Origin of the sequence: Streptomyces sp. NEAU-W12 (assembly GCF_026242095.1) — a bacterium.
Classification (GTDB): domain Bacteria; phylum Actinomycetota; class Actinomycetes; order Streptomycetales; family Streptomycetaceae; genus Streptomyces.
The window spans coordinates 108,243-124,641 of record NZ_JAPJDM010000015.1 but is presented as its reverse complement, the minus strand read 5'-3'; the positions used below and the strand labels follow the sequence as shown (position 1 = coordinate 124,641).

Here is a 16,399-nt window from a genome sequence, read left to right as displayed (position 1 = left end):
GGACTAACGAAGGAGACTTACGTGGCCATCCGCGTCCTACTGGTCGATGACCAGCCGCTGCTGCGCACCGGCTTCCGGATGATTCTGGAGGCCGAGCAGGACATCGCGGTCGTCGGCGAGGCCGGGGACGGCCTCCAGGCCCAGGACCAGGTGCGGGCGCTGCAGCCCGACGTGGTGCTGATGGACATCCGCATGCCGCGGATGGACGGGGTGGAGGCGACCCGGCAGATCACCGGCCCCGAGCGGGACGGCCCGGCGAAGGTCCTGGTGCTGACGACGTTCGATCTCGACGAGTACGTGGTGGAGGCGCTGCGCGCGGGCGCCAGCGGCTTTCTGCTGAAGGACGCCCCGGCCAACGAGCTGGTGCAGGCGATCCGTGTGGTGGCCGCCGGTGAGGCGATGCTCGCCCCGAGCATCACGCGCCGGCTGCTGGACAAGTACGCCACGCATCTGCCGTCCGGTGACGAGCCGGTCCCGGACACGCTGCACACGCTGACCGACCGTGAGGTCGAGGTGCTGAAGCTGGTGGCGCGGGGGCTGTCCAACGCGGAGATCGCCGCGGACCTGTTCGTCAGCGAGACGACGGTGAAGACGCACGTCGGTCATGTCCTGACGAAGCTCGGACTGCGCGACCGGGTGCAGGCCGCGGTGTACGCGTACGAGAGCGGGCTGGTGCGCCCGGGGGCGCAGTAGCGTCCACCCGGCGGTACGACAGACTCCGAGGGCGCCTTTGCCTCCCGGCTTGCGGGAGGCAAAGGCGCCCTCGGAGCGTGCGGGCCGGTCCGGGCCCTGTCGTGTCAGCCGCTCACGCCACGGCCCAGCTCCCACAGCTGGAGCGAGGAGGAGGAGTTGACCAGGTAGGCGGTGCCGGTGATGTCGTCGTGCGCGGCGACGTACTGCTTGCCCTGCCACAGGGGCAGCACGGGCACGTCGTCGGCAACGATGTCCTGGATCTGGTTCAGGCTGTCGGCGGCGGACAGCCGGTCGGCCTGGCGGCGGGACTCCGGGATCAGTTCCTTGCGGATCTTGGTGTTGGCGTACGGCGAGTTGAGGAAGTTGTCCTCGGCCAGGAACGGCGCGATGAACGCGTCGGCGTCCGGGAAGTCGGGGAACCAGCCCATGCCGTAGACGTCGAACTTGCCCTTCTGGCCGTCCGGCCGGAAGGTGTCCCAGGCCGCGCCCTTGATGTCGGTGTCGAACAGGCCGCTGTCGTTGAGCTGCTTGCTGAGCTGCTCGAACTCCGCCTTGGTGGCGGGACCGTAGTGGTCGGTCGTGTAGTGCAGCGTCATCTTCACCGGGGTGGTGATGCCGGCCTCCTCCAGCAGCTCGCGGGCCTTGGAGACGTCGGGGTCGCCGTACTTGTTGAAGAACGCGTTGGAGTGGCCGGTGACGGACGCGGGGACCAGCGAGTACAGCGGCTCGGCCTGGGAGCCGTAGACCTTGGCGACCAGCTCACCGCGGTTGATGACCTGGGCCATGGCCTGGCGGACGGCCTTGGTCTCCACGCTGGGGGCCTCGGTGTTGAAGGCCAGGTAGCGGATCTCCAGACCCGGCGACTCGACCAGGTCGACGGTGCCCTCGGAGGCGTTGGCGAGCTCCCGGACCTGCTCCGGCGACATGCTGCGGGTCATGACGTCGATGTCATCGCCCTCGAGCGCCTCACCCATGGCTTCGGCGCTCTCGTAGGAGCGCATCTCGATCCTGTCGTGGCCGACCTTCAGGGAACCCTTGTAGGAGGCGTTCTTGACGTAGGTGGCGCTGACCAGTTCACCGTCCTCGACCTTGGTCTCGAAGGTGTACGGGCCCGACCCGTCGATCTCGAACCCTTCGCGCAGCTTGCCCTTGTCGTAGGAGTCCTCGGGGACGATGCCCGCGACCGGGGTGGACAGCTTGTACGGGAAGGTGGCGTCCGCCGACTTGAGGTGGAAGATCACCTCGCGGTCGCCCTGCGTCTCGACGGTGTCGATGGTGGACAGCAGCGCGAACACACCGCTGTCGGCCTGGATGGCGAGGGCGCGGTCGATGGAGTACTTCACATCGGCGGCGGTGACGGGGTCGCCGTTCGAGAACTTCAGGCCTTCGCGCAGGGTACAGCTGTACCGCTCGTTGCCGGAGTCGGTGAAGCCGCAGGTCTCGGCCGCCTCGGGGACCGGCTCACCGTCGCCTCGCGGCTGGATGAGCAGCGTCTGCACGGTCTGGCGCAGGATGTTCCAGGTACCGACGTCGTAGGCGTACGCGGGGTCTACCGGCGCGGGTGTGTCCTTCGTGGCGGTGAACCGGTCCGTGGTGCCGACGACGATCGCGTCACCGCCGCCGCTTCCGCCATCGGTGTCGCCGCAGCCGGCGAGTACCGGCGCGAGCAGTCCGATCGTGGCCGCCAGCACCAAAGTCTTGCGGTTCATGCTCGAGTTTCTCCAGAGCTGTCGACTCCGTGTATGCGGCATACAAGGGTGGTGCTACCGATCACGGGGATGGGGGCGATGTTCTCGCGACGAGATTAGTCCGCACCCGCGTGAAGGGTTGCCGCGGCCGGAGTTGAGCCTCCATCACGGAGTGGAACCGGGCACGAACGCACCGGCGAACGTCGGCGCGGCAGGATTGGTGCAGCGATCCACCAATCAGGACACAAGGGAACGCGGAGGTCTGCCGAAATGGGGCGGACAGCACATGACGCCCCCCCTGTCGAGGCCCCGAAAAGTGGTGAACATCACACATTGAATCCGGCCTGGCGGGACCGGAATTCAACGTTCGGTAGCCGTCCGAATTCCTTCGGGCACCCGCCGGGTCGGCCGGGGCGCGGATCCTTGGAATTCCGGCCCTTACGTCGCTCCACGCTCCGTGAACGCCTAGCGTACTTCCGTCATCAGGCCGTGCAGAAAGGCCAGGTCGACGGCTTCCAGTGAGGGGACGACGGTCCGCCGGGCGGCCGCCTCGATCGGGGCCACCGAGGGCACCGCCACGACATGGCAGCCCGCGGCCTCGGCGGAGGCGACACCGGTCGCCGTGTCCTCGACGACGGCGCACCGCAGGGGGTCCACGCCGAGTCCGGCGGAGGCCGCCAGATACGGGTCGGGGTGCGGCTTGGTGCGCGGGACCTCGTCGCCGGCCACCGACAGGGCGAAGTGCTGGGGTCCCAGCGAGGTGAGCACACGGTCGATGATGCGCCGGTGCGAGGCGGAGACCAGGGCGGTGGGGATGCCGTACTCGGACAGCTCGGCCAGCAGCCGGGCTGCGCCGGGCATCAGCGGCAGGGTGTCGGCGATGCGCTCCTCGAAGCCGTCGTTGAGCAGCACCGTCAGCTCGGCGAGGGGGATGTCGGCCCCGGTCGCCTCGAGGAGGAAGCCCGCGCTGCGGGTCATGGGTCCGCCGACCACGACGTGGCGCCAGGAGTCGTCGAGGGTGTGGCCGAGGGAGGCGAACACCTCGACCTCGATGTCCCACCAGAAGCCCTCGGTGTCGACCAGGGTGCCGTCCATGTCCAGGAACACGGCCTGGAGGGCGGACCTCCCGGCCGTGCGGGGCTTCTGCGGTCTGCCGGACCGGAGCGTCTGGGAGAGGGTGCCGCGCGCGGGAACCGTACTGGTCATCCACGTACCTCCGTCTAAGGGACGATCAGGCCGGTTCCCCTGGAGGGGAACCGGCCTGCGGTGGACCGACCAGTGTACGTCGTGCGCGCCGCAACCGCTTCCGGTGTCTCACGGACCCCGGGCACGGGGGCCGGACCGTGAGGCGGCGCAGGACTCCGCGGGGAGGGCGCCGGCCGCCCCGCGGGGCCCGTCCGGTGGATCGGTGCCGGACGGGCCCCGCGGGGTCAGCGGGCGTTGAAGTACTTGGCCTCCGGGTGGTGGATCACGATGGCGTCCGTGGACTGCTCGGGGTGCAGCTGGAACTCCTCGGACAGGTGGACGCCGATGCGCTCCGGCCGGAGCATCCCGGCGATCTTGGCGCGGTCCTCCAGGTCGGGGCAGGCGCCGTAGCCCAGCGAGAAGCGGGCGCCCCGGTACTTCAGGGCGAACATGTCCTCCATCCCGGCCGGGTCCTCACCGGCGAACCCGAGTTCGGAGCGCACGCGCGCGTGCCAGTACTCGGCGAGCGCCTCGGCCAGCTGCACGGACAGCCCGTGCAGTTCCAGGTAGTCGCGGTAGGCATTGGCCTCGAACATCCGCGCGGTCTCCTCGCCGATGCGGGAACCGACGGTGACGACCTGGAAGCCGACCACATCGGTCTCGCCGGACTCCTCCGGGCGGAAGAAGTCGGCCAGGCACAGCCGGCGGCCGCGGCGCTGGCGGGGGAAGGTGAAGCGGGTGCGTTCGTTGCCCGCGTCGTCCAGGACGATCAGGTCGTCGTCCTTGGAGACGCAGGGGAAGTAGCCGTACACCACGGCCGCCTCGAGCAGGTTGTCCGTCTGGAGCCGGTCCAGCAGGCCGCGCAGCCTGGGCCGACCCTCGGTCTCCACGAGTTCCTCGTACGTCGGCCCGTCGCCGGCGCGGGCCTGCTTCAGGCCCCACTGGCCCTTGAACAGGGCGCCCTCGTCGAGCCAGGACGCGTACTCCTTGAGCTGGATGCCCTTGATCACCCGGGTGCCCCAGAACGGTGGCTGGGGCACCGGGTTGTCGACGGCGACGTCCGAGCGGACATGACCGGCCTCGGGGCGGTCGTCGATCTCCACGGTGGCCGCGCGGACGCGGCGCTGCCTCAGCTCGGGCAGCTTCGCGCCGGGCACGCCGCGCTTGATGCCGATGAGGGCGTCCATCAGGCGCAGGCCCTCGAAGGCGTCGCGGGCGTAGCGGACCTCGCCCTGGTAGATCTCGTGCAGGTCCTGTTCGACGTAGGCACGGGTCAGCGCGGCGCCGCCGAGGATCACCGGGAAGTCGGCGGCCAGGCCGCGCTGGTTGAGCTCCTCCAGGTTCTCCTTCATGATCACCGTGGACTTCACCAGCAGTCCGGACATGCCGATGACGTCGGCGCGGTGCTGGTCGGCGGCGTCCAGGATCGCCGAGACGGGCTGCTTGATGCCGAGGTTGACCACGTTGTAGCCGTTGTTCGACAGGATGATGTCGACCAGGTTCTTGCCGATGTCGTGCACGTCGCCGCGGACGGTGGCGAGCACGATGGTGCCCTTGCCGTCCTCGTCGGTCTTCTCCATGTGCGGTTCCAGGTGGGCGACCGCCTTCTTCATCACCTCGGCGGACTGGAGCACGAACGGGAGCTGCATCTGGCCGGAGCCGAACAGCTCGCCGACCACCTTCATGCCGCCCAGCAGGGTGTCGTTGACGATGTCGAGGGCCTTGCGGGTCTCGAGCGCCCGGTCGAGGTCGGCCTCCAGGCCGTTCCGCTCGCCGTCGATGATCCGCCGCTCGAGGCGCTCGTCCAGGGGCAGCGCCGCCAGTTCCTCGGCCTTGCCGGCCTTCAGGGACTTGGCGGTGGCGCCCTCGAAGAGCTGCATCAGCCTCTGCAGCGGGTCGTAGCCCTCACGGCGCCGGTCGTGGATCAGGTCGAGGGCGGTGGTGACCTCCTCCTCGCTGAAGCGGGCGATGGGCAGGATCTTCGACGCGTGCACGATCGCCGAGTCCAGGCCCGCCTTGACGCATTCGTCGAGGAAGACGGAGTTGAGCAGGATGCGGGCGGCCGGGTTGAGGCCGAAGGAGATGTTCGACAGTCCCAGGGTGGTCTGCACCTCGGGGTGGCGGCGCTTGAGCTCGCGGATTCCCTCGATGGTGGCGATGCCGTCCTTGCGGGACTCCTCCTGGCCGGTGCAGATGGTGAAGGTGAGGCAGTCGATGAGGATGTCCTCCTCGTGGATGCCCCAGTTGCCGGTCAGGTCGTCGATGAGGCGTTCGGCGATCTCGACCTTCTTCTCGACGGTGCGGGCCTGCCCCTCCTCGTCGATGGTCAGCGCGATCAGCGCCGCGCCGTGCTCCCGGGCCAGCCGCGCGACGTGCGCGAAGCGGGACTCGGGGCCGTCGCCGTCCTCGTAGTTCACCGAGTTGACGACCGCCCGGCCGCCGAGTTTCTCCAGGCCGGCCCGCAGGACGGGGACCTCGGTGGAGTCGAGCACGATCGGCAGGGTGGAGGCGGTGGCGAACCGGCCGGCCAGTTCCTCCATGTCGGCGACGCCGTCACGGCCGACGTAGTCGACGCACAGGTCGAGCATGTGCGCGCCCTCGCGGATCTGCTCGCGGGCCAGTTCCACGCAGTCGTCCCAGCGGCCCTCGAGCATGGCTTCGCGGAACTTCCTGGAGCCGTTGGCGTTGGTGCGCTCGCCGATCGCGAGGTAGGAGGTGTCCTGGCGGAAGGGCACGCTCTGGTAGAGGGAGGCGGCTCCCGGCTCCGGCTGGGGGGTGCGCTCGGGCGGGGTGACGTCCCGGACGCGTTCCACGAGTTGACGCAGGTGTTCGGGGGTGGTGCCGCAGCAGCCGCCGACCAGGGACAGGCCGTAGTCGCGGACGAAGGTGTCCTGGGCGTCGGCCAGTCCCTCGGGGCCGAGCGGGAAGTGGGCGCCGTCCTTGGTGAGGACCGGCAGGCCGGCGTTGGGCATGCACAGCAGGGGGATGCGGGAGTGCCGGGTGAGGTAGCGCAGGTGCTCGCTCATCTCGGCGGGGCCCGTGGAGCAGTTCAGGCCGATCATGTCGATGCCGAGCGGCTCCAGGGCGGTGAGCGCGGCGCCGATCTCGGAGCCCAGGAGCATGGTGCCGGTGGTCTCGAACGCCATGGAGGCCAGCAGCGGCACCTCGACGCCGGTCGCCTCCATGGCGCGGCGGGCGCCGAGGACCGAGGCCTTGGTCTGCAGGAGGTCCTGGGTGGTCTCGACGATCAGCGCGTCGGCTCCGCCCGCGAGCAGGCCCTCGGCGTTGGCCTGGTAGCCGTCGCGGATCGTGCCGTAGCCGATGTGGCCGAGGGTCGGCAGCTTGGTGCCGGGGCCGATGGAGCCGAGCACCCAGCGGGTGCGGCCGTCGCGCGCCGCGTGCTCGTCGGCGACCTCCCGGGCGATGCGGGCGCCCGCCTCGGAGAGCTCGTGCACACGGTCGGCGATGTCGTACTCGGACGCGGCGCTGTGGTTGGCGCCGAAGGTGTTGGTCTCGACGCAGTCGACTCCGGCGTCGAAGTACTCGGAGTGGACCGAGCGGACGATGTCCGGGCGGGTCAGGTTCAGGATCTCGTTGCAGCCTTCGAGGTTCTCGAAGTCCTCGAGCGTGGGGTCCTGCGCCTGGAGCATGGTGCCCATCGCTCCGTCGGCGACCACCACACGGGTGGCGAGCGCCTCTCGGAGCGCGGCCACACGGGCTCGGCTGTCGGGGGAAGGGGTCAGCGGCAACGAGGCCATGTACGGGGCTCCCTCAGGTGCGACGGCTGTCGGCTTTGCGGCTGCCCGGAACGATCCCCGATGGAGCCTCCCGGGCAGGGGCACGCCGCCAGGGTATCGGGGACCGCGCCCCGATGTTCCGGACGTCCACGGGGCGGACCATGATGGCGTGGTTCCGCACGCCCCGTGCAGGGGCGGGGGGCGGATCAGGCCACGGATCACGGCCGATGGCGGCGGACCGTTGGCAAGAGGTCGACATCGAACGGTAGTGTTCGGCATTGCCGAACAGCGGCAGCGTCGCGGGGCGGCGGTCGAAGGGGACGGAGGCAGCACGGGGATGGCACGGAACATCCAGTCGCTCGAACGGGCGGCAGCGATGCTGCGCCTGCTGGCGGGCGGCGAGCGGCGGCTCGGCCTGTCGGACATCGCCTCGTCGCTGGGCCTCGCCAAGGGGACCGCCCACGGCATTCTGCGCACCCTCCAGCAGGAGGGCTTCGTCGAGCAGGACGACGCCTCCGGGCGCTACCAGCTGGGCGCGGAGCTGCTGCGCCTGGGCACCACGTACCTCGACGTGCACGAGCTGCGGGCGCGCGCCCTGGTGTGGACGGACGACCTGGCGCGCTCCAGCGGTGAGAGCGTCTATCTGGGCGTGCTGCACCAGCAGGGCGTACTGATCGTGCACCACGTGTTCCGGCCCGACGACAGCCGGCAGGTCCTGGAGATCGGGGCCATGCAGCCACTGCACTCCACGGCCCTGGGCAAGGTGCTGGCAGCCTACGACCCGGTGGCCCACAGCGAGGCGCTGGAGGGCGACCGCAAGTCGTTCACCGACCGCACGGTGTGCGATCCGGAGGCCTTCGAGCGGATCCTCGACCTCACTCGCGCGCGCGGGTACGCGGCGGACGTCGAGGAGACCTGGGAGGGCGTGGCCTCGGTCGCGGCCCCCGTCCACGACCGGCGACGCATGCCGGTCGGCGCGGTCGGCGTCACGGGCGCGGTGGAGCGGCTGCGGCAGGACGGCGAGCTGCGCCCGGAGCTGATCGCAGCGGTCCGCGACTGCGCCCGCTCGGTGTCGCGGGACCTGGGTGCCCGGCGCTTCTGAGCGCGGCGCGGGTACAACCGGCACACAGGGGGACCCGGCCGGGGCGCCGTACGGCGCCCCGGCCGTCGCCGTACCCCCGGCGGACAATGGGGGCGTGTCACCACAGATCGAATACCGTGGATCGACATCCCGGGACAATTGATAACGATCGCGCTTTCGACAACCAAACCCTTGACGCACAGGCAGGGCGAGGAAAGACTCCCGTCCATCGGTCGGCATTGTCGAACACTTACCGGCAATACGCGTTAGAGTGTGACAACGCCACGGGCCGACATCGCTCTCATCCCTGAGGGCGCCAATCCCCGGTGGGACCCGGGGGTCGGCTTCCCTGGACGAAGGACAAAGGAGTCGCGGGTGTCCAGCTCCGACATCTTCATCGGCGAGACCATCGGTACCGCCATACTCATCCTGCTCGGCGGCGGCGTGTGTGCCGCCGTGACCCTGAAGGCTTCCAAGGCCCGTAACACCGGATGGCTCGCCATCGCCTTCGGGTGGGGCTTCGCCGTCATGACGGCCGTGTACGTCTCCGCTCCGCTCTCCGGAGCCCACCTCAACCCGGCCGTGACCGTGGCCCTCGCCGTCAAGGACGGCGACTGGGGCAACGTTCCGGTCTATTTCGCCGGAGAGCTCCTCGGCGCGATGCTCGGCGCCACGCTGGTCTGGCTGGCCTACTACGGCCAGTTCCAGGCGCACCTCACCGACAAGGAGATCGTCGGCGACCGGGGCTCGCAGGTCCAGGCCAAGGCGGTCGAGGCCCAGGAGAAGGGCGCCGGCCCGGTGCTCGGCATCTTCTCCACCGGCCCGGAGATCCGCAACGCCGTGCAGAACCTCGCCACGGAGATCATCGGCACCTTCGTGCTGATCATCGCCGTGCTCACCCAGGGCCTGAACGACGAGGGCAACGGCCTCGGCGTGCTGGGTGGTCTGATCACGGCCCTGGTGGTCGTCTCCATCGGCCTGTCCCTCGGCGGGCCGACCGGTTACGCGATCAACCCGGCCCGTGACCTCGGTCCGCGCGTCGTGCACGCCCTCCTGCCGCTGCCCAACAAGGGCGGCTCCGACTGGTCCTACGCCTGGGTCCCGGTGGTCGGTCCGCTGATCGGCGGCGCCCTCGCGGCGGGCGTCTACAACCTCGCCTTCGCCTGAGGGTGACCCCGCCGCCGCAGAACCCCCAGTCTTGTAGAAGCGCCGTACGTACAGCCCCGCAACCAAGGAACCTCCAGGAGTACACAGTGACCGACGACCACACCGCCGGCATCGCCTCCCACGGCCACGGTCCGTTCATCGCCGCCATCGACCAGGGCACGACCTCGTCGCGCTGCATCGTCTTCGACCGCGACGGCCGCATCGTCGCCGTCGACCAGAAGGAACACGAGCAGATCTTCCCCAAGCCGGGCTGGGTCGAACACGACGCCACCGAGATCTGGACCAATGTCCAGGAAGTCGTCGCCGGCGCCGTCGAGAAGGCCGGTATCACCCGGGACGACATCAAGGCCATCGGCATCACCAACCAGCGCGAGACCACCGTGCTGTGGGACCGGAACACCGGTGAGCCGGTCCACAACGCCGTCGTCTGGCAGGACACGCGTACCGACGCCCTCTGCCGCGAGCTCGGCCGCAACGTGGGGCAGGACCGTTTCCGCCGCGAGACCGGTCTCCCCCTCGCCTCCTACTTCGCCGGCCCCAAGGCCCGCTGGCTGCTCGACAACGTCGAGGGCCTCAAGGAGCGCGCCGAGGCGGGCGACATCCTCTTCGGCACCATGGACACCTGGGTCATCTGGAACCTGACCGGCGGCGTGGACGGCGGCAGGCACGTCACCGACGTCACCAACGCGTCCCGCACGATGCTGATGAACCTGCACACCATGCAGTGGGACAAGAAGATCGCCGAGTCCATCGGCGTGCCGACGGCGATGCTGCCCGAGATCCGTTCCTCCGCCGAGGTCTACGGCGAGATCAAGGGCGGGAGCCTGGGCGACCTGCTCGGCGGCATCCCGGTCGCCTCCGCGCTCGGCGACCAACAGGCGGCCCTGTTCGGCCAGACCTGCTTCGCCGAGGGCGAGACCAAGTCGACGTACGGCACCGGCACCTTCATGGTGATGAACACCGGCGACAAGATCATCAACTCCTACAGCGGGCTGCTGACCACCGTCGGCTACCAGATCGGCGACCAGAAGCCGGTCTACGCCCTCGAGGGCTCCATCGCCGTCACCGGTTCGCTGGTGCAGTGGATGCGCGACCAGATGGGCCTGATCTCCACCGCCGCCGAGATCGAGACCCTCGCGCTCTCGGTCGAGGACAACGGCGGCGCCTACTTCGTACCGGCCTTCTCCGGCCTGTTCGCCCCGTACTGGCGCTCCGACGCCCGCGGTGTGATCGCCGGCCTGACCCGGTACGTCACCAAGGCGCACATCGCGCGCGCCGTCCTGGAGGCCACCGCCTGGCAGACGCGGGAGATCGCCGACGCCATGACGAAGGACTCCGGCGTCGAACTGACCGCCCTCAAGGTCGACGGCGGCATGACCTCCAACAACCTGCTGATGCAGACCCTCGCCGACTTCGTGGACGCGCCCGTGGTGCGCCCCATGGTCGCCGAGACCACCTGCCTCGGCGCCGCCTACGCCGCCGGCCTCGCCGTCGGCTTCTGGAACAACACCGACGACCTGCGCGCCAACTGGCGCCGGGCCGCCGAGTGGACCCCCCACATGGACGCGGAGATCCGCGACCGTGAGTACAAGAGCTGGCTCAAGGCCGTCGAGCGGACCATGGGCTGGCTCGAGGACGAAGACTGACGAGGAGCAAGACCCGACATGACCACTCAGTCCACCCCGCAGTCCGTGCCTGCCCTGGGGACGCACCCGGCTTCCAGCTCGAACCCGAGCCGGGCCGAGACCCGGGAGCAGCTCTCCAAGGCGTCGTACGACCTCCTCGTGATCGGCGGCGGCATCCTGGGCATCTCCACCGCCTGGCACGCCGCGCAGTCCGGCCTCAGGGTGGCTCTGGTCGACGCCGGCGACTTCGCCGGCGCCACGTCCTCCGCCTCCTCCAAGCTCCTCCACGGCGGTCTGCGCTATCTGCAGACCGGCGCGGTGAGGCTGGTGGCGGAGAACCACTTCGAGCGCCGTGCGGTCTCCCGCCAGGTGGCACCCCATCTGGCGAATCCGCTCACCTTCTACCTCCCCGTGTACAAGGGCGGGCCGCACGGCGCGGCGAAGCTCGGAGCAGGTGTCTTCGCGTATTCGGCGCTCTCGGCCTTCGGCGACGGCGTGGGCCATCTGCTCTCCCCCGCCAGGGCCGCGCGGGACGTTCCGGAGCTGCGCACGGACAACCTCAAGGCCGTGGCCGTGTACGGCGACGACCAGATGAACGACGCGCGGATGGCGCTGATGACGGTCCGCGCGGCGGCCGAGTCGGGCGCCGTCGTCCTCAACCACGCCGAGGTGACCGGTCTGCGGTTCACCAGGGGCCGGGTGACCGGTGCCGAGCTGCGCGACCGGCTGTCGGGCGACGAGTTCGGCCTCGACGCCCGTCTGGTGCTGAACGCGACCGGGCCGTGGGTCGATCACCTGCGCCGGATGGAGGACCCGAAGGCGGCTCCGTCCATCCGCCTGTCCAAGGGCGCGCACCTGGTCCTGAAGCGGACCGCTCCGTGGCGGGCCGCGCTGGCCACGCCGATCGACAAGTACCGCATCACCTTCGCCCTCCCCTGGGAGGACATGCTGCTGCTCGGCACGACCGACGAGGAGTTCGAGGGCGACCCGGCGGACGTCGCGGTCACCGAGAAGGACACCGCCCAGATACTCGACGAGGCCGCGTTCTCCATCCGCGACCAGCAGCTGGACCGTGACCTGATCACGTACTCCTTCGCCGGCCTGCGGGTGCTGCCGGGCGGCCCCGGGGACACCGCGAAGGCCAAGCGCGAGACGGTCGTCAGCGAGGGCCGCGGCGGGATGCTGTCCGTCGCGGGCGGCAAGTGGACCACCTTCCGCCACATCGGCCGCACGGTGATGCGCAAGCTCCAGGAACTGCCCGGCCACCCGCTGGGCGACGACTTCGAGCCCGTCGCGGCGCTGCCGAGCAAGCTGCCGCTGCCGGGGGTCGCCAACCCGCGCGCCGTCACCCACCGGCTGCTGGTGGACGGCCCCGCGCCCGGCCCGCGCATGGCCGAGGACACCGCCCGGCACCTGGCCACCCACTACGGTTCGCTGGCCTTCGACATCGCCCGGCTGGCCAACGACGACCCGGCGCTGGCCCGGCGCGTCCACCCGGACGCCCCGGAGATCTGGGCGCAGGTCGTCTGGGCCCGGGACCACGAGTGGGCCGAGACTGCGGACGACGTGCTGCGCCGCCGCACGACGCTGACGATCCGAGGTCTTGCCACGGACGAGGTCCGCGCGGAGGTCCAGGGCCTGCTCGACAAGAGGTGACCGCACGGTCACCGGTCCTCCCGCACGGGAGACGGTGACGGGAAGGGGCGACTCCGGACAGGTCCTGCGGGCCGGCGGAGTCGCCCCTTCCGGCTGTGGGACCGCCCCGGAGGGCCCGCATAATGGCCCGGATACATCGGACGTCTGGTCCGTAGGGGATCCGCAGGAGGCCGGGATGGCAGTCACCGACGAAGCGATCGAGAAGATCAAGGGGATGATCGTCTCCGGCGCACTGCGTCCCGGCGACCGGCTGCCCAGGGAGAGCGAACTCGCGGCCGAACTGGGGCTGTCGCGCAACTCCCTGCGGGAGGCGGTGCGCGCACTGTCGCTGATCCGGATCCTGGACGTGCGGCAGGGCGACGGCACGTACGTCACCAGCCTGGATCCGCAACTGCTGCTGGAGGCGCTGAGTTTCGTCGTGGACTTCCACCGGGACGACACGGTCCTGGAGTTCCTCGCCGTGCGCCGCATCCTGGAGCCGGCCGCGACGGCCGTCGCGGCGACGCTGATCAGCGAGCGGGAACTGGACGCGCTGTCGGAGCAGTTGGACGGGCTGGGACCCGAACCCTCGGTGGAGGCCCTGGTCGCCGCCGATCTGGAATTCCACCGGGGGATCGTGCGGGGCTCGGGCAACTCCGTGCTCTGTTCGCTGCTCGACGGTCTGTCCGGTCCCACCACCCGGGCCCGCGTCTGGCGCGGGCTCACCCAGGAGGACGCCGTCGGCCGGACCCTGCGCGAGCACCGGGCCATCCTGGCGGCCCTGCGGGACCGGGACGCGGAGGCGGCGCGGTCGTGGGCCACCGTCCACATCGCGAGCGTCGAGCAGTGGCTGCGGTCCACGCTGTGAGAGCCCGCCGTCCGCGCCGTGAGCCGGTCCGCTGCGCCCCGTGAGCGGGCGGCCCTGCCGGACAGCTCGGATCAATGCGGGGTGTTTCCCGGTGTCCGCCGGGGCAGTGTTGGGGCATTCCCCCTGCGAGGGGGCTGCGGGCACTCCCCCGGCACGCCGTAAGGTTGGGGGGTACGCGAGGGCACGTCGGAAGGAGGCACTGGGTGATCGAGCTCGAGGGGGTTCCCGAGCTGATCGACCCGGTCATGGTGGCCGCGTTCGAGGGCTGGAACGATGCCGGCGACGCCGCCTCCACCGCGGTCGCGCATCTGGACAGGGAATGGAAGGGCCAGGTGTTCGCGGCGCTGGACGCCGAGGACTACTACGACTTCCAGGTCAACCGGCCCACGGTGTTCATGGACGGCGGCGTCCGGAAGATCACCTGGCCGACGACGCGGTTGTCGGTGGTCCGGGTCGGCGGCGACAAGCCACGCGATCTGGTGCTGGTCCGCGGGATCGAACCCTCCATGCGCTGGCGCTCGTTCTGCAACGAGCTGCTGGGCTTCGCCCACGAACTCGGGGTGGAACTGGTGGTCGTCCTGGGCGCCCTGCTCGGTGACACGCCGCACACCCGTCCGGTCCCGATCAGCGGGACCACGTCCGATCCGGACCTGGCCCGCCGCATGGACCTCGAGGAGACCAAGTACGAGGGACCCACGGGGATCGTCGGCATCCTCCAGGAGGCGTGCACGCACGCGGGTGTCCCGGCGGTGTCGCTGTGGGCGGCGGTCCCGCACTACGTGTCGCAACCGCCCAACCCGAAGGCGACGCTGGCCCTCCTGAACCGGCTGGAGGACCTGATCGACGTGCGCATCCCCCTGGGCGAACTGTCCGAGGACGCGCGCGCCTGGCAGGTGGGCGTGGACCAACTGGCCGCGGAGGACAGCGAGGTCGCGGAGTACGTCCAGTCGCTGGAGGACGCCCGGGACACGGCCGAGCTGCCGGAGGCGTCGGGCGAGGCGATCGCCCGCGAGTTCGAGCGCTATCTGCGGCGCCGTGACGGCTCGTCCGGCCCGCCGCAGCCCGGCGGCCACGCCACGGCCGACGGCGGGGACGGCGCGTCGTTCCGGCGGGACACCCCGGGCAGCCGGCCCCGCCCGCCGAAACCCCCGAAACCGGACACGGACGGCGAGGATTCCTCGGAGGACTAGGGCCTGCGGCGAAAGCGGCGTCGTCGCCCGAAGGGCGGCCGCGCGGCGTCCGGTGCGGGCTCTCGTAGTGCCGCCCGGAAGCCCTCGCACCGGGCGTACCCGGGCTTTCGGGCGGTGCGGCGCGAGGGCGTGCCGGACGCCGCTTGGCCGGCGTCACCCTCGCCACAGGCCCTGGACACATGGGTGTGCGGGAGAGGGGTGCCCCGCCAGCCGACGGGGCACCCCTCTGTGTTTCCGGGCAGCCGGGTCCTGTCGGCCTACAGCGCCACGCCGAGCAGGGCGTCCACCGCGCGGGAGACGATTCCCGGCGCCCCGGTGTCCGTGCCTCCCTGCTGCTCCTGGGTCACGGCCCAGCGGTCGACGGCGGTCAGGGCCGCCGGGGCGTCCAGGTCGTTGGCCAGGGCTTCGCGGATCTCGTCCACGAGGGCCTCGGCGGAGGGGCCGTCGGGGCGGGAGACGGCGGCCCGCCAGTGCCCGAGCCGGGTCACGGCGTCCTGGAGGACCTGGTCGGTCCATTCCCAGTCGGCGCGGTAGTGGTGGGAGAGCAGCGCCAGCCGGATCGCCGCCGGGTCGACGCCGTCCTGCCTCAGCCGGGACACGAAGACCAGGTTGCCCTTGGACTTGGACATCTTCTCGCCGTGCAGGGCGACCATGCCCGCGTGGACGTACGCCTTGGCCATGGGGAACTCGCCGGTGAGCGCCTGGGCGTGGGAGGCGCCCATCTCGTGGTGCGGGAAGACCAGGTCGGAGCCGCCGCCCTGGACGTCGAAGCCCATGCCCAGGTGGTCGAGGGCGATGGCCACGCACTCGATGTGCCAGCCCGGACGGCCCCGGCCCAGCGACCCGCCGTCCCAGCTGGGCTCGCCCTCGCGGGCGGCCGACCAGAGCATCGGGTCGAGGGGGTTCTTCTTGCCCGGGCGCTCCGGGTCGCCGCCGCGTTCCGCGGACAGCAGCCGCATGGCGGCGGCGTCGAGATGCGAGACCTGCCCGAAGCGCGGGTCGGCCTCGACCGAGAAGTAGGTGTCGCCCTCGAGTTCGTACGCCGCGCCGAGGTCGCGCAACCGTTCGACGAGCGGGACGATCCCGGGTATCGCCTCCACGGCACCTATGTACTGCTGCGGCGGCAGCATCCGCAGGGCCGTCATGTCCTCGCGGAAGAGCTGGGTCTCCTGCTCGGCGAGCGCGGCCCAGTCGACGCCGTCCCGCTCGGCCCGCTCCAGCAGCGGGTCGTCGACGTCGGTGACGTTCTGGACGTAGTGGACCTGCCGCTTGGTGTCGAGCCACACGCGCTGCACGAGGTCGAACGCGTTGTACGTCGCCGCGTGTCCGATGTGGGTGGCGTCGTACGGGGTGATGCCGCAGACGTAGATACGGGCTACGGGACCGGGGTCGAGTGTGACCGGCCCCCCGGTCGCGGTGTCGTGGATCCTCAGGTCGCGTCCCTGACCAGGCAGGGCGGGGACCTCGGAAGCGGGCCAGGCATGCATGTCATGAGCGTAACCGGACCATGGTCCAGGATACGAACCGGAG

11 protein-coding genes are annotated in these 16,399 nt (G+C 70.6%); 7 read left to right on the top strand and 4 right to left on the bottom strand.

Features of this window, described 5'->3' with window-relative positions:
* Nucleotides 1-21 precede the first annotated feature (21 nt).
* The gene (locus tag ORI94_RS20375; RefSeq protein WP_055597029.1) at nucleotides 22-693 is read left to right on the top strand and encodes a response regulator; all 672 of its coding nucleotides are present in this window, start codon (nucleotides 22-24) and stop codon (nucleotides 691-693) included.
* A gap of 104 nt (nucleotides 694-797) precedes the next feature.
* Here ORI94_RS20375 and ORI94_RS20370 read toward each other — a convergent pair whose 3' ends face one another.
* The 3 genes from ORI94_RS20370 to metH all read right to left on the bottom strand — a co-directional run bounded on the left by ORI94_RS20370 (nucleotide 798) and on the right by metH (nucleotide 7,324).
* Nucleotides 798-2,402 carry an ABC transporter substrate-binding protein gene (locus ORI94_RS20370; RefSeq protein ID WP_266077599.1) on the bottom strand — a complete coding sequence of 535 codons (1,605 nt, stop codon included), beginning with the start codon at nucleotides 2,400-2,402 and terminating at the stop codon, nucleotides 798-800.
* Nucleotides 2,403-2,846: 444 nt separating this feature from the next.
* A complete protein-coding gene (locus tag ORI94_RS20365) occupies nucleotides 2,847-3,587 on the bottom strand; it encodes an HAD family hydrolase (RefSeq protein ID WP_266077598.1) in 741 nt (246 codons plus the stop codon).
* A 224-nt stretch (nucleotides 3,588-3,811) separates the two neighbouring features.
* Complete coding sequence (gene metH, locus ORI94_RS20360) at nucleotides 3,812-7,324, bottom strand: methionine synthase (protein WP_266077596.1); 3,513 nt, start codon at nucleotides 7,322-7,324, stop codon at nucleotides 3,812-3,814.
* A gap of 316 nt (nucleotides 7,325-7,640) precedes the next feature.
* Between metH and ORI94_RS20355 the strand changes: the two genes are divergently transcribed.
* The 6 genes from ORI94_RS20355 to ORI94_RS20330 all read left to right on the top strand — a co-directional run bounded on the left by ORI94_RS20355 (nucleotide 7,641) and on the right by ORI94_RS20330 (nucleotide 14,869).
* Nucleotides 7,641-8,405: an IclR family transcriptional regulator gene (locus tag ORI94_RS20355; RefSeq protein ID WP_266077594.1), complete on the top strand. Its 765-nt coding sequence runs from the start codon at nucleotides 7,641-7,643 to the stop codon at nucleotides 8,403-8,405.
* A 354-nt stretch (nucleotides 8,406-8,759) separates the two neighbouring features.
* Nucleotides 8,760-9,551 (top strand): MIP/aquaporin family protein, encoded by a 792-nt coding sequence (locus tag ORI94_RS20350; RefSeq protein ID WP_266077592.1) that lies wholly within the window; start codon nucleotides 8,760-8,762, stop codon nucleotides 9,549-9,551.
* A gap of 86 nt (nucleotides 9,552-9,637) precedes the next feature.
* On the top strand, nucleotides 9,638-11,197 hold the full coding sequence (gene glpK, locus ORI94_RS20345) for a glycerol kinase GlpK (protein ID WP_416237859.1): 1,560 nt from the start codon (nucleotides 9,638-9,640) through the stop codon (nucleotides 11,195-11,197).
* A gap of 18 nt (nucleotides 11,198-11,215) precedes the next feature.
* Nucleotides 11,216-12,832, top strand: coding sequence for a glycerol-3-phosphate dehydrogenase/oxidase (locus ORI94_RS20340; protein ID WP_266077590.1), 1,617 nt, complete (start codon nucleotides 11,216-11,218; stop codon nucleotides 12,830-12,832).
* Between the two features lie 175 nt (nucleotides 12,833-13,007).
* Complete coding sequence (locus tag ORI94_RS20335; RefSeq protein ID WP_266077588.1) at nucleotides 13,008-13,679, top strand: FadR/GntR family transcriptional regulator; 672 nt, start codon at nucleotides 13,008-13,010, stop codon at nucleotides 13,677-13,679.
* A gap of 203 nt (nucleotides 13,680-13,882) precedes the next feature.
* On the top strand, nucleotides 13,883-14,869 hold the full coding sequence (locus ORI94_RS20330; RefSeq protein ID WP_266077586.1) for a PAC2 family protein: 987 nt from the start codon (nucleotides 13,883-13,885) through the stop codon (nucleotides 14,867-14,869).
* 257 nt (nucleotides 14,870-15,126) lie between these two features.
* Here the strand turns inward: ORI94_RS20330 and mshC are convergent, their stop codons facing one another.
* Nucleotides 15,127-16,356 (bottom strand): cysteine--1-D-myo-inosityl 2-amino-2-deoxy-alpha-D-glucopyranoside ligase, encoded by a 1,230-nt coding sequence (gene mshC / locus ORI94_RS20325; RefSeq protein WP_266077584.1) that lies wholly within the window; start codon nucleotides 16,354-16,356, stop codon nucleotides 15,127-15,129.
* Between the last annotated feature and the right edge of the window lie 43 nt (nucleotides 16,357-16,399).